Source organism: Planomonospora corallina, assembly GCF_042650625.1.
GTDB classification, from domain to species: Bacteria; Actinomycetota; Actinomycetes; order Streptosporangiales; family Streptosporangiaceae; genus Planomonospora_B; species Planomonospora_B corallina.
The window spans coordinates 400,381-422,672 of the sequence record NZ_JBHSBM010000011.1 but is presented as its reverse complement, the minus strand read 5'-3'; the positions used below and the strand labels follow the sequence as shown (position 1 = coordinate 422,672).

22 protein-coding genes are annotated in these 22,292 nt (G+C 71.9%); 8 read left to right on the top strand and 14 right to left on the bottom strand.

From position 1 onward, the window contains the following. Positions 1 to 146: 146 nt before the first annotated feature. On the top strand, positions 147 to 1,919 hold the full coding sequence (locus ACFOWE_RS06795) for a serine/threonine-protein kinase (protein ID WP_377286142.1): 1,773 nt from the start codon (positions 147 to 149) through the stop codon (positions 1,917 to 1,919). Positions 1,920 to 2,123: 204 nt separating this feature from the next. Here ACFOWE_RS06795 and ACFOWE_RS06790 read toward each other — a convergent pair whose 3' ends face one another. Continuing rightward, the gene (locus ACFOWE_RS06790) at positions 2,124 to 3,287 is read right to left on the bottom strand and encodes an acyl-CoA dehydrogenase family protein (RefSeq protein ID WP_377286141.1); all 1,164 of its coding nucleotides are present in this window, start codon (positions 3,285 to 3,287) and stop codon (positions 2,124 to 2,126) included. Between the two features lie 145 nt (positions 3,288 to 3,432). Between ACFOWE_RS06790 and ACFOWE_RS06785 the strand changes: the two genes are divergently transcribed. After that, positions 3,433 to 4,752, top strand: coding sequence for a UDP-glucose dehydrogenase family protein (locus ACFOWE_RS06785; protein WP_377286140.1), 1,320 nt, complete (start codon positions 3,433 to 3,435; stop codon positions 4,750 to 4,752). 56 nt (positions 4,753 to 4,808) lie between these two features. On the opposite strand, the gene ACFOWE_RS06780 is transcribed toward ACFOWE_RS06785, so the two are convergent. The 4 genes from ACFOWE_RS06780 to ACFOWE_RS06765 all read right to left on the bottom strand — a co-directional run bounded on the left by ACFOWE_RS06780 (position 4,809) and on the right by ACFOWE_RS06765 (position 7,319). Then, positions 4,809 to 5,231 carry a PIN domain nuclease gene (locus ACFOWE_RS06780; protein ID WP_377286139.1) on the bottom strand — a complete coding sequence of 141 codons (423 nt, stop codon included), beginning with the start codon at positions 5,229 to 5,231 and terminating at the stop codon, positions 4,809 to 4,811. Next, positions 5,228 to 5,431 (bottom strand): type II toxin-antitoxin system VapB family antitoxin, encoded by a 204-nt coding sequence (locus ACFOWE_RS06775; RefSeq protein ID WP_377286138.1) that lies wholly within the window; start codon positions 5,429 to 5,431, stop codon positions 5,228 to 5,230. Before ACFOWE_RS06775 ends, ACFOWE_RS06780 begins: the two co-directional genes overlap by 4 nt. Before the next feature lie 135 nt (positions 5,432 to 5,566). Continuing rightward, a complete protein-coding gene (purE, locus tag ACFOWE_RS06770; protein ID WP_377286137.1) occupies positions 5,567 to 6,070 on the bottom strand; it encodes a 5-(carboxyamino)imidazole ribonucleotide mutase in 504 nt (167 codons plus the stop codon). 91 nt (positions 6,071 to 6,161) lie between these two features. Continuing rightward, positions 6,162 to 7,319, bottom strand: a complete 1,158-nt coding sequence (locus ACFOWE_RS06765; RefSeq protein ID WP_377286136.1) for a 5-(carboxyamino)imidazole ribonucleotide synthase — start codon at positions 7,317 to 7,319, stop codon at positions 6,162 to 6,164. A gap of 385 nt (positions 7,320 to 7,704) precedes the next feature. On the opposite strand from ACFOWE_RS06765, the gene ACFOWE_RS06760 reads away from it, so the two are divergent. Then, complete coding sequence (locus tag ACFOWE_RS06760) at positions 7,705 to 8,220, top strand: GtrA family protein (RefSeq protein ID WP_377286135.1); 516 nt, start codon at positions 7,705 to 7,707, stop codon at positions 8,218 to 8,220. A 43-nt stretch (positions 8,221 to 8,263) separates the two neighbouring features. On the opposite strand, the gene ACFOWE_RS06755 is transcribed toward ACFOWE_RS06760, so the two are convergent. The 9 genes from ACFOWE_RS06755 to ACFOWE_RS06715 form a co-directional block, all read right to left on the bottom strand. Beyond that, a complete protein-coding gene (locus ACFOWE_RS06755) occupies positions 8,264 to 9,541 on the bottom strand; it encodes an ATP-binding protein (protein WP_377286134.1) in 1,278 nt (425 codons plus the stop codon). Positions 9,542 to 9,544: 3 nt separating this feature from the next. Beyond that, positions 9,545 to 10,213: a response regulator transcription factor gene (locus ACFOWE_RS06750; RefSeq protein WP_012888073.1), complete on the bottom strand. Its 669-nt coding sequence runs from the start codon at positions 10,211 to 10,213 to the stop codon at positions 9,545 to 9,547. Between the two features lie 301 nt (positions 10,214 to 10,514). Then, positions 10,515 to 10,994 (bottom strand): bacterioferritin, encoded by a 480-nt coding sequence (bfr, locus tag ACFOWE_RS06745; RefSeq protein WP_377286132.1) that lies wholly within the window; start codon positions 10,992 to 10,994, stop codon positions 10,515 to 10,517. Between the two features lie 16 nt (positions 10,995 to 11,010). After that, positions 11,011 to 11,190, bottom strand: a complete 180-nt coding sequence (locus ACFOWE_RS06740) for a (2Fe-2S)-binding protein (RefSeq protein ID WP_377286130.1) — start codon at positions 11,188 to 11,190, stop codon at positions 11,011 to 11,013. Positions 11,191 to 11,439: 249 nt separating this feature from the next. After that, positions 11,440 to 12,051: an MBL fold metallo-hydrolase gene (locus ACFOWE_RS06735; RefSeq protein WP_377286129.1), complete on the bottom strand. Its 612-nt coding sequence runs from the start codon at positions 12,049 to 12,051 to the stop codon at positions 11,440 to 11,442. Continuing rightward, complete coding sequence (locus ACFOWE_RS06730; protein ID WP_377286127.1) at positions 12,048 to 13,133, bottom strand: S-(hydroxymethyl)mycothiol dehydrogenase; 1,086 nt, start codon at positions 13,131 to 13,133, stop codon at positions 12,048 to 12,050. The genes ACFOWE_RS06735 and ACFOWE_RS06730 overlap by 4 nt, the downstream gene beginning before the upstream one ends. Positions 13,134 to 13,284: 151 nt before the next feature. Further along, positions 13,285 to 14,289 (bottom strand): adenylate/guanylate cyclase domain-containing protein, encoded by a 1,005-nt coding sequence (locus ACFOWE_RS06725; protein WP_377286126.1) that lies wholly within the window; start codon positions 14,287 to 14,289, stop codon positions 13,285 to 13,287. A 51-nt stretch (positions 14,290 to 14,340) separates the two neighbouring features. After that, complete coding sequence (locus tag ACFOWE_RS06720; protein ID WP_377286125.1) at positions 14,341 to 14,940, bottom strand: PH domain-containing protein; 600 nt, start codon at positions 14,938 to 14,940, stop codon at positions 14,341 to 14,343. A gap of 94 nt (positions 14,941 to 15,034) precedes the next feature. Beyond that, entirely contained in the window at positions 15,035 to 15,808 is a 774-nt protein-coding gene (locus ACFOWE_RS06715) for a biotin--[acetyl-CoA-carboxylase] ligase (protein WP_377286461.1), read from the bottom strand. A gap of 262 nt (positions 15,809 to 16,070) precedes the next feature. Here ACFOWE_RS06715 and ACFOWE_RS06710 point away from each other — a divergent pair, with 262 nt between their 5' ends. The 5 genes from ACFOWE_RS06710 (at position 16,071) to ACFOWE_RS06690 (ending at position 22,145) form a co-directional block, all read left to right on the top strand. After that, the gene (locus tag ACFOWE_RS06710; protein ID WP_377286124.1) at positions 16,071 to 18,314 is read left to right on the top strand and encodes an FdhF/YdeP family oxidoreductase; all 2,244 of its coding nucleotides are present in this window, start codon (positions 16,071 to 16,073) and stop codon (positions 18,312 to 18,314) included. Continuing rightward, positions 18,311 to 19,225 (top strand): formate dehydrogenase accessory sulfurtransferase FdhD, encoded by a 915-nt coding sequence (gene fdhD / locus ACFOWE_RS06705; protein WP_377286123.1) that lies wholly within the window; start codon positions 18,311 to 18,313, stop codon positions 19,223 to 19,225. Before ACFOWE_RS06710 ends, fdhD begins: the two co-directional genes overlap by 4 nt. Before the next feature lie 227 nt (positions 19,226 to 19,452). After that, positions 19,453 to 20,175: a methylenetetrahydrofolate reductase gene (locus ACFOWE_RS06700; protein WP_377286122.1), complete on the top strand. Its 723-nt coding sequence runs from the start codon at positions 19,453 to 19,455 to the stop codon at positions 20,173 to 20,175. A gap of 81 nt (positions 20,176 to 20,256) precedes the next feature. After that, a complete protein-coding gene (locus ACFOWE_RS06695) occupies positions 20,257 to 21,531 on the top strand; it encodes an AAA family ATPase (protein WP_377286121.1) in 1,275 nt (424 codons plus the stop codon). Between the two features lie 5 nt (positions 21,532 to 21,536). Next, positions 21,537 to 22,145, top strand: a complete 609-nt coding sequence (locus ACFOWE_RS06690; protein WP_377286120.1) for an RloB family protein — start codon at positions 21,537 to 21,539, stop codon at positions 22,143 to 22,145. Positions 22,146 to 22,292: the final 147 nt, after the last annotated feature.

Here is a 22,292-nt window from a genome sequence, read left to right as displayed (position 1 = left end):
CGGTCCGTTGACGGCCGGAGGCCGGTTGCGCGGCGGTCGGGCGAACCCGCTTCCCGGCCGGACCGTTTCCTGGCACGCTTCATCGCAAAAACCCGGGGAGGGCGGGGCGTCCAGGCCGCCGTTCCGCCGGGCGGACAGGAGCACGATTGAACCCCCTTCTGCCGGGAGACCCGGAACGCCTGGGCCGCTACCGGCTGCTGGGCCGCCTGGGCGAGGGCGGCCAGGGCACGGTCTACCTCGCGCAGGGCCCGTCCGGGACACCGGTGGCGGTCAAGGCCCTGCATCTCGCGTCGAGCTCCGACCCGGACAGGCGGCGGCGTTTCGCGGCCGAGGCCGAGCTGATCCGGCAGGTGTCGTCGTTCTGCGTGGCGGAGGTGCTGGACGCCGAACTCGACGGCGAGCGCCCCTTCATCGTCAGCGAGTACGTCGACGGCCCCTCCCTCCGGACCGCCGTCGACACCGGCGGGCCCCGGACCGGAGGGACCCTGCGGCGCCTGGCGGTCGGCACCGTCACCGCGCTGGCCGCGATCCACCAGGCCGGGATCGTGCACCGGGACTTCAAGCCGCCCAACGTCCTGCTCGGTCCGGACGGGCCACGAGTGATCGACTTCGGGATCGCCCGCCTGCTGGACACCGCGGAGACGACGACCGGCCAGGTGATCGGCACCGTCGCGTACATGTCACCCGAGCAGGTGTCCGGCGCGCGCGTCGGCTTCGCCTCCGACATGTTCAGCTGGGCGTCGACGATGGCCTACGCGGCGGGCGGACGGCCGCCCTTCGGGCAGGACGCCGTCGCGGTGGTCATGTACCGGATCCTGCACGCAGAACCCGGGATCCCGGCCCTGCCGGACGACCTGCGGGAGGTGGTGGCGGCCTGCCTGGACAGGGACCCGGAACGGCGCCCGTCCGCACGGGACGTGCTGATGCGCCTGATCGGGGAGGCGGGAGCGGGCGGCACGGTGACCGCTCCCGCACGGCGACGGGAACGGACCCCACCGGCCACAGCGCCGTCCCCGGCCCCGCCCGCCGAGGTCCTCCCGCCGTCCCCGGCCGCCGAGGTCTTCACGTCGTCCACGGCCTTCCTGGCGGAGACCTCCGGGCCGACCGGGCCCGTGCCCGCTGAGAGCACGGGGCTCGTCCACGGCGACACCCCGCACCGCCCGCCGGGCCGGACGCCGGTGCCGCGATGGGTCTGGGGTGTGGCCTCGGTGCTCGCGGCGACGCTCGTCACGGTCGCGGTCCTCGTGCTGCGTCCCGGCTCCAGCGGCCCGGAGTCCGCGACAGGCGAACTGCTGTACCACGACGACTTCGGCGAGCGGGGCGGGTGGGACGGCTACACCTTCGACCCCGGCGCCCCGGGTGACCGACGCACCGTCAGGGGTTACGAGCCCCGTCTCGGCGTCTACTCGATCCACGCGGACGCGACGGCCCCCTCCGTCCCCGCGCTGTCCCCGGTCCCGGCCAAGACGCCGGTCGCGGCGGCGTCCGCCGAGCGCGACGTGCTGATCGGGGTGACCGCCCGGGTGCGGGAGGGCTCGACGGGACCTGGCGGGTTCGGGCTCCTGTGCCGGTGGGACGAGGACGTGCCCGACGGATACCTGTTCCTGGTCGGCCTCGACGGCACGGCCCGGGTCGTCGAGACCACGCGGGGGACCTCCCGCGACGTGGCGCCCGCCGTACCCGCCGCCGCGCCGCGGGCGGAGCGGCCGGTGCACCTGCGGGCCGCGTGCCGCCGGAGCGGCGCCGGCACCCGCCTCACCCTGTGGATCGACGGAGCCCTGGCCGTCGACACCACCGATTCCTCGGGACCGCCCGCGGCGGGCAACAGCCAGGCCGGCCTGGTCGTGCGGGTGCCGGAGAGCACGACCGGCGCCCTCACCGTGTCCTTCGACGACTTCACCGTCCACCGGGCACGCTGACGGCTCCACCGCGCCCCGGCGTGAGCCTCCAGCGGCCCGGTCACGTCGTGCCCACCGCGCGGGCTCCCTCCGACGGGCACAGGGTGACTTCCGCTCCGTCCCCGCTCCGCGCCTCACGGAACAGGGCCCCCATGAAGATCGCCCCGAGGCCGGCGGCGCCTCGGGGCGATCTCGGAAGGAAAAGCGTCTCCGCTGCTCAGCTGCCTACTTCAGCAGCTGGCGGGCCATCACCATGCGCTGGATCTGGTTGGTGCCCTCGTAGATCTGGGTGATCTTGGCGTCGCGCATCATGCGCTCGACCGGGAACTCCTGGGTGTAGCCGTACCCGCCGAGGAGCTGCACCGCGTCGGTGGTGATCTCCATGGCGGCGTCGGAGGCGGCGCACTTGGCGGCGCTGGAGAAGAACGTGAGGTCGGCCTGGGGCTCGCCGTGCATGGCCAGCTCGGACTTGGCCGCGGCGGCGTAGGTGAGCTGGCGGGCGGCCTCGAGCTTCATCGCCATGTCGGCGAGCATGAACTGCACGCCCTGGAACTCGGCGATGGCCTTGCCGAACTGCTTGCGCTCCTTGACGTAGCCGAGCGCGTAGTCCAGCGCGCCCTGGGCGATGCCGAGCGCCTGGGCGGCGATCGTGATCCGGGTGTGGTCCAGGGTGGCCAGCGCGGTCTTGAAGCCGGTGCCGGGCTCGCCGATCATGCGGTCGGCCGGGATGCGCACGTCCTCCATGATGACCTGGCGGGTCGGGGAGCCCTTGATGCCGAGCTTCTTCTCCTTGGGGCCGAAGCTGACGCCCTCGTCGCCCTTCTCGACGACGAACGCGGAGATGCCGCGCGCGCCGGCGCCGGGCTCGGTCACGGCCATCACCGTGTAGTACTCGGACACCCCGGCGTTGGTGATCCACATCTTGGCGCCGTTGAGCACGTAGTGGTCGCCGTCGGCCACCGCCCGGGTCTTCATCGCGGCGGCGTCGCTGCCCGCCTCCGCCTCGGACAGGGCGTAGGAGAACATCGCCTCACCGCGCGCGACCGGCGCGAGGTAGCGCTGCTTGAGCTCCTCCGACGCCGAGATCAGCAGCGGCACGGTGCCCAGCTTGTTGACCGCGGGGATCAGCGAGGACGACGCGCAGGCGCGCGCCACCTCCTCGATGACGATCACGGTGGCGAGCGCGTCCGCGCCGGCGCCGCCGTACTGCTCGGGCACGTGCACGGCGTGCAGGTCGGCGGCGACGAGGGCCTTGTAGACGTCCCACGGGAACTCACCCGTCTCGTCGGCCTCGGCCGCACGGGGGGCGATCTTCTCGTCGGCGAGGGCGCGGACGGTCTCCCGGAGCATCTGGTGCTCCTCGGGCAGCGCGTAGAGAGGGAAGCTCATGGGAAAATACTAGGACGTCCAACAATGTAGGACCGACCCATCACCTGTGATATATGCCGCTACCTTCACAACCGCCCGCAAAGAGACGGTCAAGGATGCGGATACCCTGTGCGGGTCGGATTGGGCAGAACCGAAAGGATCCACCGTGGCCTACCGCCTGACCGTGCTGGGGACCGGATACCTGGGTGCCACGCACGCGGCGTGCATGGCCGAGCTCGGCTTCGAGGTACTCGGTCTGGACGTCGACGCCGAGAAGGTCGCCAGTCTCCAGGCCGGCAACCTGCCCATCCACGAACCCGGGCTGGAAGCGATCCTCCGCCGCAACCTCGCCAACGGCCGCCTGCGCTTCACCACCTCCTACGAGGAGGTCGCGGACTTCGGCGACGTGCACTTCGTCTGCGTCGGCACCCCGCAGAAGAAGGGCGAGTACGCCGCGGACACCTCCTACCTCGACGCGGTGATCGACTCCCTCGCCCCGCACCTGAGGCGCGAGTGCCTGGTCGTCGGCAAGTCCACGGTGCCCGTCGGCACCGCCGAGCGCCTGGCCGGCAAGCTGGCCCGGCTGGCGCCCGCCGGGGAAGCCGCCGAGCTGGCCTGGAACCCCGAGTTCCTGCGCGAGGGCTTCGCGGTCAAGGACACCCTGCACCCGGACCGGATCGTGCTCGGCGTGCGCTCGGAGAAGCCCGAGAAGATCATGCGAGAGGTCTACGCCTCCATGCTGGAGCACGGCACCCCGCTGGTGATCACCGACTACCCGACCGCCGAGCTGGTCAAGGTCGCCGCCAACGCCTTCCTCGCCACGAAGATCTCCTTCATCAACGCCATGGCCGAGGTGTGCGAGGCCGCGCACGCCGACGTCAAGCAGCTGTCCCTGGCGCTCTCCTACGACGAGCGCATCGGCGGCAAGTTCCTCAACCCGGGGCTGGGCTTCGGCGGCGGCTGCCTGCCCAAGGACATCCGCGCCTTCATGGCCCGCGCCGGGGAGCTGGGCGCCGACCAGGCGCTGACCTTCCTGCGCGAGGTGGACGCGATCAACATGCGCCGCCGGGCCCGCATGGTGGACCTGGCCCGCGAGCTGGCCGGGGGATCCTTCCACGGCTGCACGATGACCGTGCTGGGGGCGGCGTTCAAGCCCGACTCCGACGACATCCGCGACTCCCCCGCCCTGGACGTCGCCGTCAAGATCGCGCAGCTGGGCGCCAAGGTCACGGTCTACGACCCCGCCGCGATGGACAACGCCCGGCGGCTCCACCCCGAGCTGAACTACGGCACGTCCGCGCTGGAGGCCTCCCGCGACGCCCACGTCGTGCTGCTGCTGACCGAGTGGCGGGAGTTCGTCGAGCTCGACCCCGAGGAGCTCGGCTCGGTGGTCGCCTCCCGGAAGATCGTGGACGGACGCAACGCCCTCGACGCCGAGGTCTGGCGCGCCGCCGGCTGGCACTACCGCGCCCTCGGCCGCCCCTGACGCCCACCGGTCGGCCGAGCCGGACCTGTCCGGCTCGGCCGGGCTGCGCGGCGGCCCTACGCGCCGGTCTCAGGCCCGTACCACTGGAGTGCCTGACCGGTGATCGCGGCGATACGGTCGAAATCGTGATCGCGATGCAGCAGTGTGAGCCCTCGCAGCTCCGCCGTCGCCGCCACCACCAGATCCACCGGCCCGGCGCTGCGATGCCGGCCCCTCGCCGTGAGCAGGCCCTGGACCTGCCATGCGCGGTCATACGCGCGGTCATCGACAGGCACCCATCCGAACAGCTGCCTCATGTCCTCGACGCCCTGCTCCCGGTCGGCCTGCGACCGTGCACTGTAGAGGAACTCGAGCTCCGTGATGGGGCATACGGCCACCAGTCCCGCCGCGACGGCCTGATCCCAGCCGTAGGCCCCGGCATCCTTGCGCATGAGCCGGGCCAGCGCACTGGTGTCGACGAGGAACTGCGCGGGACTCACCGCCGGTAGTTCCGCTTCTCCTCGAGCAGTTCCAGGTCGAAGGCTCCTTCTGCCGCCGCACCGCGCAGCCGTGCCAGCGCCAGCGCCCGGCGCCGGTTCTCCAGGACCTCCCGCAGAGCGGTGTTGACGGTCTCCTTCTTGGTGCTGGTCCCCAGCGCCTTGGCCACCTCGGCCACCAGGTCGTCATCCAGATCGATCATCGTCCGGCTCACCGCGCACCTCCAATGCATATATCAATGCATCGAATATACATCGCGGTATGCATCCTTGAGCGCTCGCGCTGCGGGCCGGCGGCGCGCTCCCGGAGCGGGCGTCGCCGTGCCGCCCGCAGGCCGTCAGCCGCCGAGGCGGGCGGCCTCCTCGCGGAGGCGGGCGCCCTTGGCGTGGGCCTGGTCGCGCAGCTCCGCCTGGAAGCGCTCCATCTTCGCGCGCAGTTCCTCGTCCGCCGCCGCGAGGATCCGTACGGCCAGCAGCCCCGCGTTGCGGGCCCCGCCGATCGCGACGGTGGCGACCGGTACCCCGGCCGGCATCTGGACGATCGAGAGCAGCGAGTCCATGCCGTCGAGGTACTTCAGCGGGACGGGCACGCCGATCACCGGGAGCGGGGTCACCGAGGCGAGCATGCCGGGCAGGTGGGCGGCGCCCCCGGCCCCGGCGATGATCACCTTCAGGCCGCGCTCCGCGGCCCGCTGCCCGTAGGAGATCATCTCGTCGGGCATGCGGTGCGCGGAGACCACGTCGGCCTCGAACGCCACCCCGAACTCGGCCAGCGCCTCGGCGGCGAGTCTCATCACCGGCCAGTCGGAGTCACTGCCCATCACGATGCCGACCGCGGCCATGTCTTCTCCTTCGCGGGCCCGTGCCCGCCGTGTCGTGTGCGTTCGTTCCCCGCCCCGCGGCCGGAGTGCCGGGGGCCGTCAGGATCCCGGATCAGGTGTAGACGCCGTCGGTGAGGTAGACGGCGGCGTGCCGGGCGCGGGCGCGGACCTCCTCGAGGTCCGTGCCGAGGGCGGTGACGTGCCCGATCTTGCGGCCGGGCCGTACCTCCTTGCCGTAGAAGTGGACCTTGATCCCGGGGTCGTGGGCCATGACGTGCTCGTAGCGGGAGAAGACGTCCGGGTCCTCACCCCCCAGGAGGTTGGCCATCACCACGACGGGCGCGGTCATCACGGGCGCGCCCAGCGGGAGGTCGAGGACGGCGCGCAGGTGCTGCTCGAACTGGGAGGTGCGGGCGCCCTCGATGGTCCAGTGGCCGCTGTTGTGCGGGCGCATGGCCAGCTCGTTGACGACGAACCCGCCGGAGGTCTCGAACATCTCCACGGCCAGCAGGCCGGTCACGCCGAGCTCGGTGGCGATCTTCAGGGCGAGTCCCTGGGCGGCGGCGGCCCGCTCGGGGTCGAGGCCGGGCGCGGGGGCGAGCACCTCGACGCAGATGCCGTCGCGCTGCACGGTCTCCACCACCGGGTAGCTGACGCCCTGCCCGTGCGGGGAGCGGGCGACCAGCACGGCCAGCTCCCGCTCGAACGGCACGAACGCCTCGGCCAGCAGCGGCACCCCGCTCGCCAGGACCCCCGCGGCGTCGCCGGCGGACCGGCAGATCCAGACGCCCCGGCCGTCGTAGCCGCCGCGCACGGCCTTGAGCACGACGGGCCAGCCGTGCTCGGCGGCGAACCCCTCCACGTCGGCGGCGGTCTCGACCCGCCGCCAGGCCGGGCAGGGCGCGCCGATCGCGGTCAGCCGCTCGCGCATCACGGCCTTGTCCTGGGCGTGCACGAGCGCCTCGGCCCCCGGGTGCACGGCGGAGCCGTCGGCGGCGAGCGCGCGGATGTGCTCGGTGGGCACGTGCTCGTGGTCGAAGGTGAGCGCGTCGCACCCCTTGGCGAAGTCACGCAGGTCGGACAGGCTCCGGTGGTCGCCGAGGCGGACGTCGGCGACGACCCGGGCCGCGCTCTCGTCACGGGAGCCGGCCAGCACCCGCAGCTCGACACCGAGGGCGATGGCCGCCTGCTGGGTCATCCGGGCCAGCTGGCCCGCTCCGATCATGCCGACGACGGGGCCGGAGGACCCGGCCGGGGAAGGGCTGCTCACGTCCGCCGAGCTTACCGGGCGCGGATCCGGCGGCGGGAAACGGGCGGGGGCCGTCCCGCGGCCGGCCTCGGGCGGCCGTTCCGGGTCGCCGCACAGGGCACGGCCGCCCGAGAGCCGTCGCGTACGGCGGACCGTACGCGGTGGCCGCGGGCGCGGAACCCTTCCGGGGGCTTCCCGCGGGCCACGGGGTCAGCGTAACCTCGACCCCCAGGATTCATCCGGCTTTATGCGACATTTCTGGAAAACATTCCTTGTCAGGCTGGATGTCCATCTGACCGACCACGGTACGGGGCCTGCGGGGCTCCCGATAGCCTGAGGAAGTGCCCGAGGTCCGCACCCGCGTGGCGGATCCGCAGCCGACCCCAGAAAGGATCGTGCAGGGAACGTGCGGTTTCTTCGACACGCCTACGAGCGGTTCGCCGGCCTGGTGCACGAGCTCGCGAAGTTCGGGACCGTGGGGGCCTTCGCCTTCGTCATCGACGTCGGCGGCTTCAACCTCCTCCACTACGTCCTGGGCTGGGGGACGCTGACCTCCAAGGTCGTCGCCACGGTGGTCGCCACCACCTTCGCCTACTTCGGCAACCGCTTCTGGACCTACCGGCACCGGGAGCAGAGCGGGCTGACCCGCGAGTACTTCCTGTTCTTCCTGCTGAACGGCGTCGCGCTGCTGATCGGCATGATCGTCCTCGGCTTCACCCGCTACACGCTGGAGCTGACCGACCCGCTGAGCATCAACGTCGCCAACCTGTTCGGCATCGGCCTGGGCACGCTGTTCCGCTTCTTCTCCTACAAGAAGTGGGTCTTCCTCGCCGCCACGGAGGACCTCGACACCCCGCGCGAGCTGCCCGCGGACAAGCGCATCCGGGCGCACCGGCCCGGCAGGGGCACGCGGGCCCGCTGACCCGGGGACCACCCGGGCCCGCCGGCCTCGGGGCCGCGGGAGATCACGCGGGCCCGCTGACCACCCGGTTCCGGCCCGGGTCCCCGACCGGGCGCAGGAAGATCGCGAACACCGCGGGGCGGGGCCGCACGAGCTCCAGCCTGCCGCCGTCGGCGGCGGCCAGCGCCCGGGCCAGGGTCAGCCCGAGACCGGTCCCCCCGGCCCCGCTCATGCTCCGCTCGAAGACCCGGGGGGCCAGCTCGTCGGTGATGCCGGGGCCCTCGTCCGCGACCTCGATCACGATGGACTTGTCGGTGCTGCTGGTGGTCACCGTCACCGGGCCGCCCCCGTGCCGCAGGGAGTTCTCCAGCAGCGTGGAGAGCACCTGGCTGATGCCGCCGCTGGTGCCCAGTGCCTTGAGCCCGCGCGTGCCGGCCAGCACGAGCTTGCGGCCCTCCCGGCGGAAGGCGGGTCCCCACTCGATGAACTGCTGGTCCAGCAGGCCGTCGAGCTCGACCACCGCGGTCTGGGCGTGGCGCTGCCGCCGGGCCGCGGCCAGCAGCTCGTCGATCACCGCGGTCAGCCGCTCGGCCTGCACGATCGCGGCCTCGCCCTCCTCCTTGACGACGCTGGGGTCGTCCGCGGCCGCCACGATCTCCTCCAGCCGCATGGTCAGGCCGGTGAGCGGCGTGCGGAGCTGGTGCGAGGCGTCGGTCGCGAACTCCCGCTCCCGGGCCAGCAGGTCGGCGATCCGGGTCGCGCTCCGGTCCAGCACCTCGGCCACCCGGTCGAGCTCGCCGATGCCGTAGCGGTGCTTGCTCGGCCGGGCCTCGCCCGAGCCCAGCCGTTCGGCGATCATCGCCAGGTCGCGGAGCGGGAGCGTCAGGCGGCGCGACTGCACCACGGCCAGCCCCACCGCCACCGCGAGGGCCGCCGCGGCGAGCGCCAGGATGAGCAGGAGCCAGGCGCGGACCTGCTGCTCGACCTGGGTCTTGTCCCGGCTGACCGAGACGTAGACGCCGCTCTCCGACTGGGCGTCCGCGCTCATCTTGCGGTCCTCGGGAGGCTCGACGCCCACCGTCGTCACCTGGGGAGGCGTGCCCCTGGCATAGATCTGGACGTAACGCTCGGGGTACTTCCTCCCCAACTGCTCGCGGGTGATGGGCTGCTCCTGGATGCGGGCGTACTCCACCTCGTTGAGCAGGCTCTTCGCCTCCCCTGACAGCTCCTGGATGGCCTCCTCCTGGATCAGGCGATTGACCGCCACCCCCAGGGGGATGCCGAGCAGGAGCACCGCGATGACCGCGACGAGCAGGGTCGAGGAGAGCAGGCGGCGGCGCATTCCCTACTCGCGTTCGAAGCGGAAGCCGACCCCTCGGACCGTCGTGATGTAGCGCGGCTTGGCGGCGTCGTCCCCGAGCTTGCGGCGCAGCCAGGAGATGTGCATGTCCAGGGTCTTGGTGGACCCCCACCAGTTGGTGTCCCACACCTCGCGCATGATCTGCTCGCGGGTGACGACCTTCCCGGCGTCCCGGACCAGCACGCGCAGCAGGTCGAACTCCTTGGTGGTCAGGTGCAGCTCCTTGTCGCCCATCCACGCGCGACGTGAGTCGGCGTCGATGCGCACCCCCTGGACCACGGGCGTCTCGGAGGTGCCGCGCCGGAGCAGGGCCCGGACCCGGGCCAGCAGCTCGGCGAGGCGGAACGGCTTGGTGACGTAGTCGTCGGCCCCGGCGTCGAGGCCGACCACGGTGTCCACCTCGTCGACACGGGCGGTGAGAATGAGCACGGGTGTGCCGTGCCCTTCGGCGCGGATGCGCCGGGCCACTTCGAGGCCGTCCATCTCGGGCAGGCCGAGGTCAAGAACGATCAGGTCGATGCCACCCGATAGAGCTCGCTCCAGGGCCTGCGGGCCGTCCGGACTCACCTCCACCTGATAGCCCTCACGGCGCAGCGCGCGCGCCAGCGGCTCGGAGATCGAGGTGTCATCCTCGGCGAGAAGTACGCAGGTCATGTTGAGGATCGTAGGACCTTAGGCGATCGTTTCCCGGGCACAGCGCGCAGTTTGACTCGCCGTTGACCTATCTATTGACCTGGGCAAACACTGATAAATCCCGGATAGACATCCCACGGCGCGGCACGCCGCGGGGGAAGGGGGCGCCCCGGGAAGCCTCCGGAAAGGGCAGCACCCGCACGATCGCCGGGGAGAAAAGCGGACACGCCCGACTCGAGCTAACTTGACGGGCGTGTTCCGACAGTTCGCCACAGAAGCCGTACGGCGCGGGCGGACCACGTGCCGTACGGCGGGCAGCTCGCTAGGCCGACGGCGGCTCGGCGTAGCGGGCCAGGTAGAGCTGCTCACCGAGGTTCTCGATGAGGCTCAGCTCGGTCTCGAGGTAGTCGATGTGGTGCTCCTCGTCGGCGAGGATCTCCTCGAAGAGCCGGGCGGAGGTGATGTCGCCCTTCTCCCGCATCAGCGCGATGGCCGGCCGCAGGCGCTGGACCACCTCCAGCTCGACCTCGAGGTCGGCCCGGAGCTGCTCGGGAACGGTCTGGCCGATGTGCAGGGTGCCCAGCCGCTGGTAGTTGGGCAGGCCCTCCAGGAAGAGGATCCGGTCGGTCAGCTTCTCCGCGTGCCGCATCTCGTCGATGGACTCTTCGCGGGTGTACTTGGCGAGTTTGGTGTATCCCCAGTTCTCCTGCATCTTCGCGTGCAGGAAGTACTGGTTGATGGCGGTCAGCTCAGCGGTGAGCTGCTCGTTCAGAAGCTCGATTATCTGCTTGTCGCCCTGCATCGGCGGGCTCCTCGTGCTATGCGGTCGTCATGAGGTCTTCGGACCTCTTCAGGATCGCACAGATCTTCTTGACGCATCGGGCGCAGTCTCCCCCCGCGCCCGTGGTGTCGCGGACCTGCCGGGCGCTCCTCGCCCCGGCGGCGATGCAGTCGTGGACCTCGTTCTCCGTAACCGCGCGGCAGATGCAGACGTACATGGCGGGCGAGCCACCTCTCAGGCAGATGACCGCACGGGTCAATCAGGTTCAATCAGGTAAGGCAAACCTAAGATAACCCACTTTGGTTAGGCTTGCCTACGTGGCCCCCGCCACAATCCTGTTCCCCCGCTCCGCGCCCCCATGCCCGCCGTACGCCTCCCACGTGCGGAAAGGGCGCGGAACCCCGTGCCACACGGTGTTCCGCGCCCTCTGGCGCCCTCCCGTCCTCCCGGGTCCCCGGGCGGCGGCTCAGCGCTTCAGCCACTCCTGAAGGTGCGGCGCCTCCGCGCCGATCGTCGTGGACGGGCCGTGCCCGGTGTGCACCACCGTCCGCTCCGGCAGGGTCAGCAGCCGCTCCCGGATCGAGTCGATGATCGTCTCGAACGAGGAGAAGGACCGCCCGGTCGCGCCGGGACCGCCCTGGAACAGGGTGTCGCCGGTGAAGACCGCACCCAGCTCCGGGGCGTACAGGCAGACGGCTCCCGGCGAGTGGCCGGGCGTGTGCAGCACGGTCAGCTCGATCCCGCCCGCCTTCAGCACCTGCCCGTCGGCCAGCGGCTCGTACGGCGTGCCGGGGTGGACCATCTCCCAGAGCACCTGGTCGTCGGGGTGGAGCAGGATCGGCGCGTCCACCCGCGAGGCGAGCTCGACCGCCGCGTTGACGTGGTCGTTGTGCGCGTGGGTGCAGACGATCGCGGTCACCGACCGGTCGTTGATCCGCTCGACGATGGCGTCGGCGTCGTGGGCGGCGTCGATGACGAGGACCTCGCTCGCGGACCCGACCACCCAGACGTTGTTGTCGACGTCCCAGGTGCCGCCGTCGAGCGAGAAGGTCCCGGAGGTCACGAGCTTGTCGATCACAGGACCACCACCGAGCGCAGCACCTCGCCGCGGTGCATCTTGGCGAAGGCCTCCTCGACGTCGCCGAGCCCGATCTTCTCGGTCACGAAGCCCGCCAGGTCCAGCCGCCCCTGCAGATACAGGTCGATCAGCATCGGGAAGTCCCGGCCGGGCAGGCAGTCGCCGTACCAGGACGACTTCAGCGCGCCGCCCCGGCCGAAGACGTCCAGCAGCGGCAGCTCGACCGTCATCTCCGGGGTGGGCACCCCCACCAGGACCACGGTCCCGGCCAGGTCACGGGCGTAGAAGGCCTGCTTGTAGGTCTCCGGCCGGCCGACCGCCTCGATCACCACGTCCGCGCCGAACCCGCCGGTCAGCTCCCGGATCGCCTCCACCGCGTCGGTCTCGCGGGAGTTCACGGTGTGCGTGGCGCCGAACCCCCGGGCCCACTCCAGCTTCCGCTCGTCCACGTCCACCGCGATGATCCTCGAGGCGCCGGCCAGCGACGCGCCCAGCACGGCCGCGCCGCCGACGCCGCCGCAGCCGATCACGGCAACGCTGTCGCCGCGGGTCACGCCGCCGGTGTTGATCGCCGCGCCGATGCCCGCCATCACCCCGCAGCCGAGCAGGCCCGCCACCGCCGGGGCCGCCGCCGGGTCCACCTTCGTGCACTGCCCGGCCGCCACCAGGGTCTTGTCGGCGAAGGCGCCGATGCCCAGGGCCGGCGACAGCTCGGTGCCGTCCTCCAGGGTCATCTTCTGCGTCGCGTTGTGGGTGTCGAAGCAGTACCACGGCCGGCCGCGCAGGCAGGCCCGGCACCGGCCGCAGACCGCCCGCCAGTTGAGGATCACGTAGTCGCCGGGGGCCAGGCCGGTCACGCCCTCGCCGACCGCCTCGACCACGCCCGCGGCCTCGTGCCCGAGCAGGAAGGGGAACTCGTCGTTGATCCCGCCCTCGCGGTAGTGCAGGTCGGTGTGGCAGACCCCGCACGCCTGCACGTTCACCACCGCCTCACCGGGCCCGGGATCGGGCACCCGGATCGTCTCGAGGGAGACGGCCTGACCTTTGCCGCGCGCGACCACGCCCTGCACGGTGTACGGCATACGCTGCACCTTGCCTTCGAGGTTCTCGATCTCTTCCGCTCGGAAGCCTTTTCCACCGGGCGCCCCCGCGTCAATGCCTACCCGGCGGTACCCTCCACGCCGGTGCCTACCCGCTCCGGCCTCCCCGTGCACCCGGACCGCGCCCGGCGCCTCACGTGCGGCGCAGCACGTACGGCTGGACCACTCCCAGGCCCCGGGCGGGCCTGCGCCGGATGCGGCGCACCTCGATCCCGCCGACCCCCTCGACGGCGCCCGCCATGGCCTCGTCGACGACGACCGCGCCGGGACGGGCGATGGCCGTCAGCCGGGCCGCGAGGTTGACGGTGGTCCCGAAGACGTCGCCCAGCATCGGCAACACCGGCCCGTAGGCCAGCCCCACCCTGACGTCCGGCCCGTCCCGCCGGATCGCCTCGCCGAGCTCCAGTGCGATCTCCGCGGCCGTTCCGGGCTCGGCCGCGGTGAACAGCACCTCGTCGCCGAGCGTCTTGACCAGCCGGCCGCCGTGCGAGGCGACCACGTCGGCCGCCCGGGACTCGAACCCCTCCACCAGCTCGGCCAAGCCGTTCTCGTCCAGCTCCCGGGAGGCCCTGGTGAAGGAGACCAGGTCGGCGAAGCCCACCGCGAGCGTCAGCCGGGTGGGCGGGGCCGCCTCCTCGGCCATGTCGGTGATGGCGAGCAGCCGGGTCCCGGCCGCGGCGAGCTGGGCGCGCCAGACGTGGACCAGGACCCGCTCGAAGTCGGGCAGCAGCTCCCGGGCGAGCGCCATCACCGCCTCCAGGTCGGCCCCGGTGGGCGGCCGGTCCGGCTCCAGCATCGCCCCGACGATGATCTCGGCCTGCCACTGGGCGAGCCTGGCCGTGGTCTGGCCGAGCGCCCGGGTCATCCGGATGATCGTCCGCTCGTCCAGCAGACCGCCGTCCATCATCGTCCGGACCCGCGTCAGGATCGCCACGTCGGCGTCGGTGAAGGCCACCTCGTCGTCGGGGAGCGTGGGGAAGCCCAGCGCCCGCCAGATCTGCTCGGTGACCCGCTGCGGGACGCCGGAGATCTCGGCCACCTGGATCCGCGTGTAGCGGGGCGGCGGGCCGACGAAGAGACGCTCGATCTGCTCGGCCGTCGGGCGGCCCTCCCGCGCGCCCGCTCCCTCTGTGCCCATCTTCCCCCTCCCGCCCAGGAGGCTACGCCACACGGCTCTCACCCGTGTCCGTCAGACCGGGCGGCGGGCGTCGCCCGGCCCGCCGTCGGCCGCGTCGTCCTGGGCACCGCCGTGGGCACCGCCGTGGACGCCGCCGTGGACGCCGTCCAGCGCGTCATGGGCGTCGTCCAGCGCGTCGAGGGCCCCGAACAGCTCGGCGCGCACCTCCTGGATGCGCGGGATGTCCCGCAGCGTGATGCGGCCCTGCCCGCCCGCCGACTCGACGATCAGCGTGCCGCAGCCGAGCAGCCGCTCCAGCAGGGTCTGGTCCGCGCTGACGGTGTTGACCTTGCTCATCGGGATGTCGTCGTGCGACTTGCTCAGCACACCGGCGCTGATCGTGAACCGGTGCGTGGTGAGCACGTAGGAGGTGTTCTTCCACTGCAGGTAGGGCACGAAGGACCACACGGTGAGCAGTCCGACGGCGACCGCGGCCACGGCGATCCGCGCGTACCCCTCGTAGGCGAAGCCGGGCATGAGGTACATCGCCGCGCCGGAGGCCGCGGCGATGACGAGCAGCGCCAGGAACGGGACGGCCAGGCGCTTCCAGTGCGGGTGGAACGACCGGATGCGCCGCTCCCCCTCCGTCAGGTGGTGATCGGGGAGACCCATGGGATGAATCGTGGCACGATCCGCTCTCCCCCGTCAGCGGGCCACGAGGCTCCTCACCGCGGAGAGCGCGGCCCCGGAGCGGACCGGCCGCGGGTCAGGGGGCGGCGTCCGGGCGGACGTGCACGACGTCACCCGCACTGAGCGTGTGCTGCCGCCCCTGCGACTCCACGATCAGGTGGCCGGAGCGGTCGACGCCGGCGGCCCGCCCGGTGAGCACCCGCTCTCCCGGCAGCTCCACCCTGACCCGCCGGCCGACCGTCGCGCTGCAGCCGAGGTAGGCGGCCCGCAGGCCGCACGCGTCGGCGTCGCCGCCGGCCTGCGACCACTCGCGGTAGTGCGTCTCGACCTCCCGCAGCACCGCCCGGAGCAGCGGGTCCCGGTCGGCGCAGGCGGCCTCCTCCACGGCGAGCGAGGTGGCGGTCGGCACCGGCAGCTCGCCGGCGCGCAGGCTCACGTTGAGCCCGACGCCCACGACCACCGCGTCCTCCACCCGCTCGGCGAGCACCCCGGCGAGTTTGCGCTCCCCGACCAGCAGATCGTTGGGCCACTTGAGCCGGGCGTCGACCTCCGCCACCCGGCGCACCGCCGAGGCCGCGGCCAGGCCGACGAGCAGCGGCAGCCAGCCCTGCCGGGCCGGGGGCGGGCCGGGCCGCAGGAGCATCGAGAACGTCAGCCCGGAGCGCGGCGGGGCGGACCAGACCCGGCCGAGCCTGCCCCGCCCGGCCAGCTGCGCCTCGGCGACCAGCACCGTCCCCTCACGGGCGCCCTCACGCGCCGCCGCCGCCAGGTCGGCGTTGGTCGAGCCGGTCCGCTCGACGACGACGATGTCCGACCAGAGCGCGCCCGGACGGACCAGGGCGCGCTTCAGCGCCGCCTGCGAGAGCGGCGGCCGGTCGAGGTCGGTGTACGGGGACGCCTGGGACCTCTCGGACGGCCGGGGCCCCCCGGACCGCCGGGACGGCTCGGGCGATTCAGGTGACTCGGGCGACTCGGGCTCTGACACCCCGCCATTCTCCCTCCCCGCGCGGGCGCCCGCAGCCCGGCGGGGCGGTGGGCGGCCGGCGCCGCGCGCATATGGTGGACCGATGGCCGCCTTCCCCGCCGGCCACGCCCGCCGGAAGGAGCCGACAATGGAGCGTATGAGGAACGTGCGCAGGCGGAGGCTGCTCGACCCGCGCAACTGGGCGAGCTGGAAGCCCTTCGGGATCGGCGAGCGCAAACCGAACAACTACATGGAGCTGGTCGAGGCCTTCCGGTCCGTGAAGGGCAACCGCCGCTACGCCTGGCGCCTCCTCAACCAGGGCACCTGCGACGGGTGCGCGCTGGGTACCAAGGGCATGCGCGACTGGACCATGGACGAGATCCACCTGTGCAACATCCGGCTCCGGCTGCTCAAGCTGAACACCATGCCCGCCCTCGACGTCCCGGTGCTGGCCGACGTCTCCGCCCTGGAGCGGCGCAGCAGCGCGGAGCTGCGCGACCTGGGGCGCCTGCCGTACCCGATGCTGCGGCGCGCGGGCGAGCCGGGCTTCCGGCGGATCGGCTGGGACGAGGCGCTGGAGCTGGCCGCGCCGCGCCTGCGCGACCCCTCCCGGCTCGGCGTCTTCCTGACCAGCCGCGGCATCCCGAACGAGAACTACTTCGCCGCGCAGAAGGCCGTGCGGGCGCTCGGCAGCAACTCCGTCGACAACGCCGCCCGCATCTGCCACTCGCCCTCGACGGTCACGCTGAAGCGGGCGATCGGCGCGGCGGCGACCACCTGCTCCTACACCGACTGGATCGGCTCGGACCTGATCGTCTTCATCGGGTCGAACCCGTCGAACAACCAGCCGGTCGCGATGAAGTACCTCTACCACGCCAAGAAGGCCGGCACGAAGGTCGCGATGGTCAACGCCTACCGCGAGCCCGGCATGGAGAAGTACTGGGTGCCGTCCAACGCCGAGTCCGCCGTCTTCGGCACGAAGATCACCGACCACTTCTTCGGAGTGAGCGTCGGCGGCGACATCGGCTTCCTGAACGGCGTGCTCAAGCACCTCGTCGAGAGCGGCCGGGTGGACACCGCGTGGGTGGAGGCCCACACGACGGGCTTCGAGGACACGGCGCGGGCGGTCCGCGAGCAGTCCTGGGAGGAGCTGGAGGCGCTGTCCGGCTCGACCCGCGAGCGGATGCGCGAGCTGGCGGAGCTGCTCGGCGAGGCGCGCTCGGCGGTGCTGGTCTGGTCGATGGGCATCACCCAGCACACCCACGGCGAGGACAACGTCCAGGCGATCGTGAACCTCGCGCTGGCCCGGGGCTTCGTCGGCCGCGACCACTGCGGGTTGATGCCGATCCGCGGGCACAGCGGCGTGCAGGGCGGCGCCGAGATGGGCGCCTACGCGACCGGCCTGCCCGGCGGCCTGCCCGTCACCGAGGAGAACGCCCGGCGCTTCGGCGAGCTGTGGGGCTTTGCGGTGCCCGCCGCACCCGGCCTGACCACCACCGAGATGATCGACGCCGCCCACGCGGGCGAGCTGGACGTGCTGGTCTCCAGCGGCGGCAACTTCCTGGAGGTGCTGCCCGACCCCGCCTACTGCCGCGAGGCCCTGTCCCGGCTCAAGCTGCGCGTGCACATCGACATCGTGCTCTCGTCGCAGATGCTCGTGCCCTGCGAGGGAGACGTGCTGCTGCTGCCCGCCCAGACCCGCTACGAGATGGCGGGCGGCGTCACCGAGACCTCCACCGAGCGGCGGATCATCTTCTCGCCCGAGGTGCCCGGCCCCCGGATCGGCGAGGCCCGCCCGGAGTGGCAGATCTTCACCGAGCTGGCCGCCCGCGCCCGGCCGGAGCTGGCCGACCGCGTCCGCTACTCCGGCACCGCCGAGATCCGCGCCGACATCGAGCGGGCCGTCCCGTTCTACGCGGGCATCGCTGGACTGTCGAAGTTCGGCGACAACGTCCAGTACGGCGGACGCCACCTGTGCCCCGGCGGCCGCTTCCCCACCCCCGACGGCCGGGGGCGCTTCGCACCCGTACCGCTGCCCGCACTGGAGCGCCCGGACGGGGCGTTCACGGTCGCCACCCGGCGCGGCAAGCAGTTCAACAGCATGGTCCACGAGCGGCGCGACGGCTTCAACGGCGCCACCCGCGAGGCCGTGCTGATGAGCCCCTACGACGCCGACCGGCTCGGCCTGGCCGACGGGGCGCCGGTGGAGCTGCGCTCGGTCGGCGGGGACCGGACGTACCGCGGCCGGGTGCTGCGGGCCCCGCTGACCCCGGGCAGCCTGCAGATCCACTGGCCGGAGGGGAACGTCCTGCTGGACGCCGGCCGCCGCTCCCCCGACGCCCGGATCCCCGACTACAACGCGCTGGCCACGATCACGAAGCTCGACCCGTGACCCCCGGGGAGACCGGCCGCCCCCGCGGGGAGGTCCTTCCCGGAGGCGTGCCGGGGCCCCGGGCGGCGGCCGTACGGCCGGGGCCGACCACCCGGGCGCGGATCCGCGAGGTCGCGGGCGGGCGCGTCCGCGACCGGCGCGACGACCTCGCCACCGAGGAGCCGCTGGAGATCCGCGTCCTGGCGGGCGGGACCCGCCGGACCGTCGCCGTCACCATGCGCACCCCCGGCCACGACTTCGAACTGGCCGCCGGGTTCCTGCACGGCGAAGGGCTCGCGGCGCCCGGCGACATCGCGGCGATCTCCTACTGCTCCGACGCCGACGTGCCGCCCGAGGCGCGCCACAACACGGTCACCGTACGGCTGCGCGGCGCGGCCCCGCCCGAGCTGCCCGCCCTCGACCGGCACTTCGTGACCTCCAGCGCCTGCGGCGTCTGCGGCGCCGCGAGCCTCGACGCGCTGCGCTCCCGCCGCCTGACGCCGATCACGGAGCCGGGCCCTGCGCTGGACCCCGGGACCCTGTACGGCCTGCCGGAGGCGCTCGGCCGGGCTCAGGGCGTGTTCGGCAAGACCGGCGGCCTGCACGCGGCGGGGCTGTTCACCTCCGGCGGCGAGCTGGTGGCGCTCCGCGAGGACGTGGGGCGGCACAACGCGGTGGACAAGCTGGTCGGCTGGGCGCTGACCTCCGGCCGGCTCCCGCTGGCGGGGCACGTGCTGATGGTGAGCGGCCGGACCAGCTACGAGATCATGCAGAAGGCCCTGGCCGCGGGCCTCCCGGTGGTCTGCGCGGTCTCCGCCCCGTCCTCCCTCGCGGTGGACCTGGCCCGGGAGTTCGGCATCACGCTGGTCGGCTTCCTGCGGGGCGAGCGCTTCAACGTCTACTCCCGCCCCGACCGCCTCCGCGGTCTCTGACCCCCGGCCGATCCGTTCACCGTCACGCGCGGTCCCCGGGCCTCCCACCATGCTCCTGCGCGCGTGACCTGCGGCCTTTCCGGCCATCCGGTGCTCCGGCGGCGGGCGAGAGCGGTGGGGAGCGGCACGGCCGGCCCGGCGCTCGCCGCGACCGGCAGGCGGCCCGGCCCCGTCTCGTCCAGTGGACGGTCCGGGCCGGGCATCACGGTTTCCGTAGGCTCGGCCCCATGACTGATCGTCCCTTCGAGGTCGTCTGCGAGGTCGAGCCGCCGACCAGCCCCGACCTCAAGCACGTCCGCCACCAGATCGGCACCCTCGGCCGGATCGCCGACTCCTTCCTGATCCCGGACAATCACATCGGCCGGGCCACCGTGTCCAGCGTCGCCGTCGCCCACGAGGTCCAGGCGATGGGCGGGCGGAGCATCGCCTGCCTCAACTCGCGCGACCGCAACCTGCTGGGCTTCCGCCGCGACCTGCTCACCGCGGCGGCCTACGGGGTGGAGGAGCTCCTGTTCGTGTACGGCGACAAGCCCACCACGGGCAGCCGGACCAGCGACCTCACCGTCCGCTCGATGATCGAGGAGGTCCGCGCCCTCGGCGAGGACCCCGCCTTCGCGGACGTCCCCGCCTTCCGGGTCGGCACCGCCGCCGGGCTGCGCCCGCTGCCCGCCTGGAAGCGCGCGGCCGACTTCGTGTTCGTGCAGGTCAGCTTCTCGCTGGAGGCGCTGCTGCGCTGGCGCGAGGCCAACCCGGTGGACGTGCCGGTCTACGCCGGGGTGATGGTCATCGCCAGCGAGAACCACGCCCGCCGGCTGGCCACCGCGATCCCGGACATCGACCTGCCCGCGGAGCTGGTGGAGCGGGTGGCGGACGACCGGCCCGCCGCCCGAACATCTGAGAGGGACCAGCGGCAGGATCACTTCGCGAACAGAGCTATGTCCGTCGAGTGAGCGCAGGCAGAAGCCCTTCTTCGTCGATTATCGACGAAAGCGTCGCTATGCTGACCGCATAAATGCAGCGAGGGGAGCACTGTGCTGATCCGCTTCGAGGTGGCGAACTTCCGCTCCGTGCTCGACCCCGTCGAGTTGTCGATGGTCGCCGTCGACCGGGACCGGGTCGAGGCGCGCCCGGTGCCCAATCTGGGTGAGAGTCTGTTGCCCGTCGCGGCCGTCTTCGGCCCGAACGCCTCCGGCAAGTCGAACATCATCGCCGCGCTGACATGGTTGCGGAACGCCGTCCAGACATCACTGCGTTTCTGGGACGATGAGATCCCCGTCGAGCCGTTCGCGTTCGCCGACGGCGGTGACCGCCCTTCGGAGTTCACTGTCGAGTCCGTCGTCTCGGGCGTGCGGTTCGAGTACATCGTCGAGCTCGACCGGCAGGCGGTCCGCTATGAGGCGCTGTTCCACTATCCGGAGAAGAAAAGGCGCCGGATCTTCGAACGCGAAGGCGACGATCTCAAGCTCCAGCGCGGTCTCGGCAGCCTCTCCGGCACCCGCGAATTGCTGACGGCCCGTACGCTCGCGCTGTCGATCGCCCGACGCTTCGATCAACCCCTCGTCTCGGATTTCGCACACGATCTGCTTGCGGCTCAGACGCTCGGGCTGAGGTCGTGGGACCGGCGTTTCCCGTACCGCGGTTCCGTCCGTTCGACTCTTCTCTGGTTCGGCGAGGACTCCGGCAACGACCCGTTGCCACTGCCGGAATTCGAGGAGATGGACAGAGCTTCTCAGGTGGATCGAGACCAGGCGCTGGCTCTGCTCCGAATGGCCGATCTCGGCATCGACGACGTGATGGTCGACGAGCACGAGGTTCCTTATCCGGAAGGTATGCGAACGCAACGCCGGGTACGCCTCGTCCACCGAACGGCCCGGGAGAAGGCGCCACTCGACTTCGCGGCCGAGTCGGAGGGCACACGCACCTGGTTCCACCTCATCGGGCCGGTGCTGACCGCGCTCAGATCCGGATCGCTTCTGCTCTTCGACGAGCTCGACGCGAGCCTGCATCCGACGTTGTCCGCGCAGTTGATCCGGCTGTTCCATGACCCGGCGACGAATCCGAGAGGCGCGCAGCTGGTCTTCACCTCCCACGACACGAGCCTGCTCAACCATCTGAACCGGGACGAGGTGTGGTTGACCGAGAAGACAGAGGACGGCGTAACCCGGCTCGGCGCGCTGGCCGAGTTCGCCGGTGAACGGGTCAGAAGATCCCAGAACCTGGAGAAGGCATACCTCCATGGCCGGTTCGGCGCGCTTCCCGATGTCGATCGAACCGAGATCCTCCGTGCTCTCGGACTGATCGGCTGACCAGGATGGCGCCTCGAAGGAGCCGGGCGAAGAGCCTCAAGCGGAGGATCGCCAGCCGCCCTGAGCGTAGAACCATTGTCATCTTCTGCGAAGGCGAGGCCTCCGAGCCTGATTACATAAACGCGTTGAAACGGCTTCCTGACGTTCGCGCCAACACCGCGATCAGCATCGAGATCGCCGCCGAGAACGGAGTGCCGTCGGCTCTGGTCAGGCGGGCGATCGAGAGGAACCGCGACGATGAAGTCGACGAATGCTGGTGCGTGTTCGACGTCGAGTGGCCCAAGAACCATCCGAATCTACGGCAGGCCGTCCAGGCCGCCAAAGAGCATGGGATCCGCCTGGCCATCTCGAATCCCTGCTTCGAACTGTGGCTGATCCTTCACTTCCACGACCAGACGGCTTTCATGAGCACTGACGAGGCCGAGCGCAGGAGCCGCCAGCTCGACGGGCGTTCCGGGAAGCGAATCGCCGCGGACCAGTACATGCAACGTCGACATGCCGCGTCGCAGCGTGCGGCTCTCCTGGCTGAACGCCACGCGCAGAACCAGAGCATGTTCCCGAAAGACAACCCTTCATCCACCGTGGGCGACCTGCTCAAGGCGATCGAGCCCTGAACGGCTCGGCATTCCGTCGTGACACCGCGCACAGGCGTTCATGAGATCACCCGATTCCGCTGACCGCGGAGACTGGGCTTTTCCCGAACAGCATGGAGGCGAAAGAACGTGGAGGCGCCGCCGCGGTCACGCCATGTCGCATGGCCC

Coding starts and splice junctions, on each gene's coding strand:
- ACFOWE_RS06790 (WP_377286141.1), bottom strand. CDS start 3,287: ATGAGCTTCCCTCTCTACGCGCTGCCCGAGGAGCACCAGATGCTCCGG.
- ACFOWE_RS06775 (WP_377286138.1), bottom strand. CDS start 5,431: ATGATCGATCTGGATGACGACCTGGTGGCCGAGGTGGCCAAGGCGCTG.
- purE (WP_377286137.1), bottom strand. CDS start 6,070: ATGGCCGCGGTCGGCATCGTGATGGGCAGTGACTCCGACTGGCCGGTG.
- ACFOWE_RS06755 (WP_377286134.1), bottom strand. CDS start 9,541: ATGCGCCGCCGCCTGCTCTCCTCGACCCTGCTCGTCGCGGTCATCGCG.
- ACFOWE_RS06750 (WP_012888073.1), bottom strand. CDS start 10,213: ATGACCTGCGTACTTCTCGCCGAGGATGACACCTCGATCTCCGAGCCG.
- bfr (WP_377286132.1), bottom strand. CDS start 10,994: ATGCAGGGCGACAAGCAGATAATCGAGCTTCTGAACGAGCAGCTCACC.
- ACFOWE_RS06740 (WP_377286130.1), bottom strand. CDS start 11,190: ATGTACGTCTGCATCTGCCGCGCGGTTACGGAGAACGAGGTCCACGAC.
- ACFOWE_RS06730 (WP_377286127.1), bottom strand. CDS start 13,133: ATGCCGTACACCGTGCAGGGCGTGGTCGCGCGCGGCAAAGGTCAGGCC.
- ACFOWE_RS06725 (WP_377286126.1), bottom strand. CDS start 14,289: ATGGGCACAGAGGGAGCGGGCGCGCGGGAGGGCCGCCCGACGGCCGAG.
- ACFOWE_RS06720 (WP_377286125.1), bottom strand. CDS start 14,940: ATGGGTCTCCCCGATCACCACCTGACGGAGGGGGAGCGGCGCATCCGG.
- ACFOWE_RS06710 (WP_377286124.1), top strand. CDS start 16,071: ATGGAGCGTATGAGGAACGTGCGCAGGCGGAGGCTGCTCGACCCGCGC.
- ACFOWE_RS06700 (WP_377286122.1), top strand. CDS start 19,453: ATGACTGATCGTCCCTTCGAGGTCGTCTGCGAGGTCGAGCCGCCGACC.
- ACFOWE_RS06690 (WP_377286120.1), top strand. CDS start 21,537: ATGGCGCCTCGAAGGAGCCGGGCGAAGAGCCTCAAGCGGAGGATCGCC.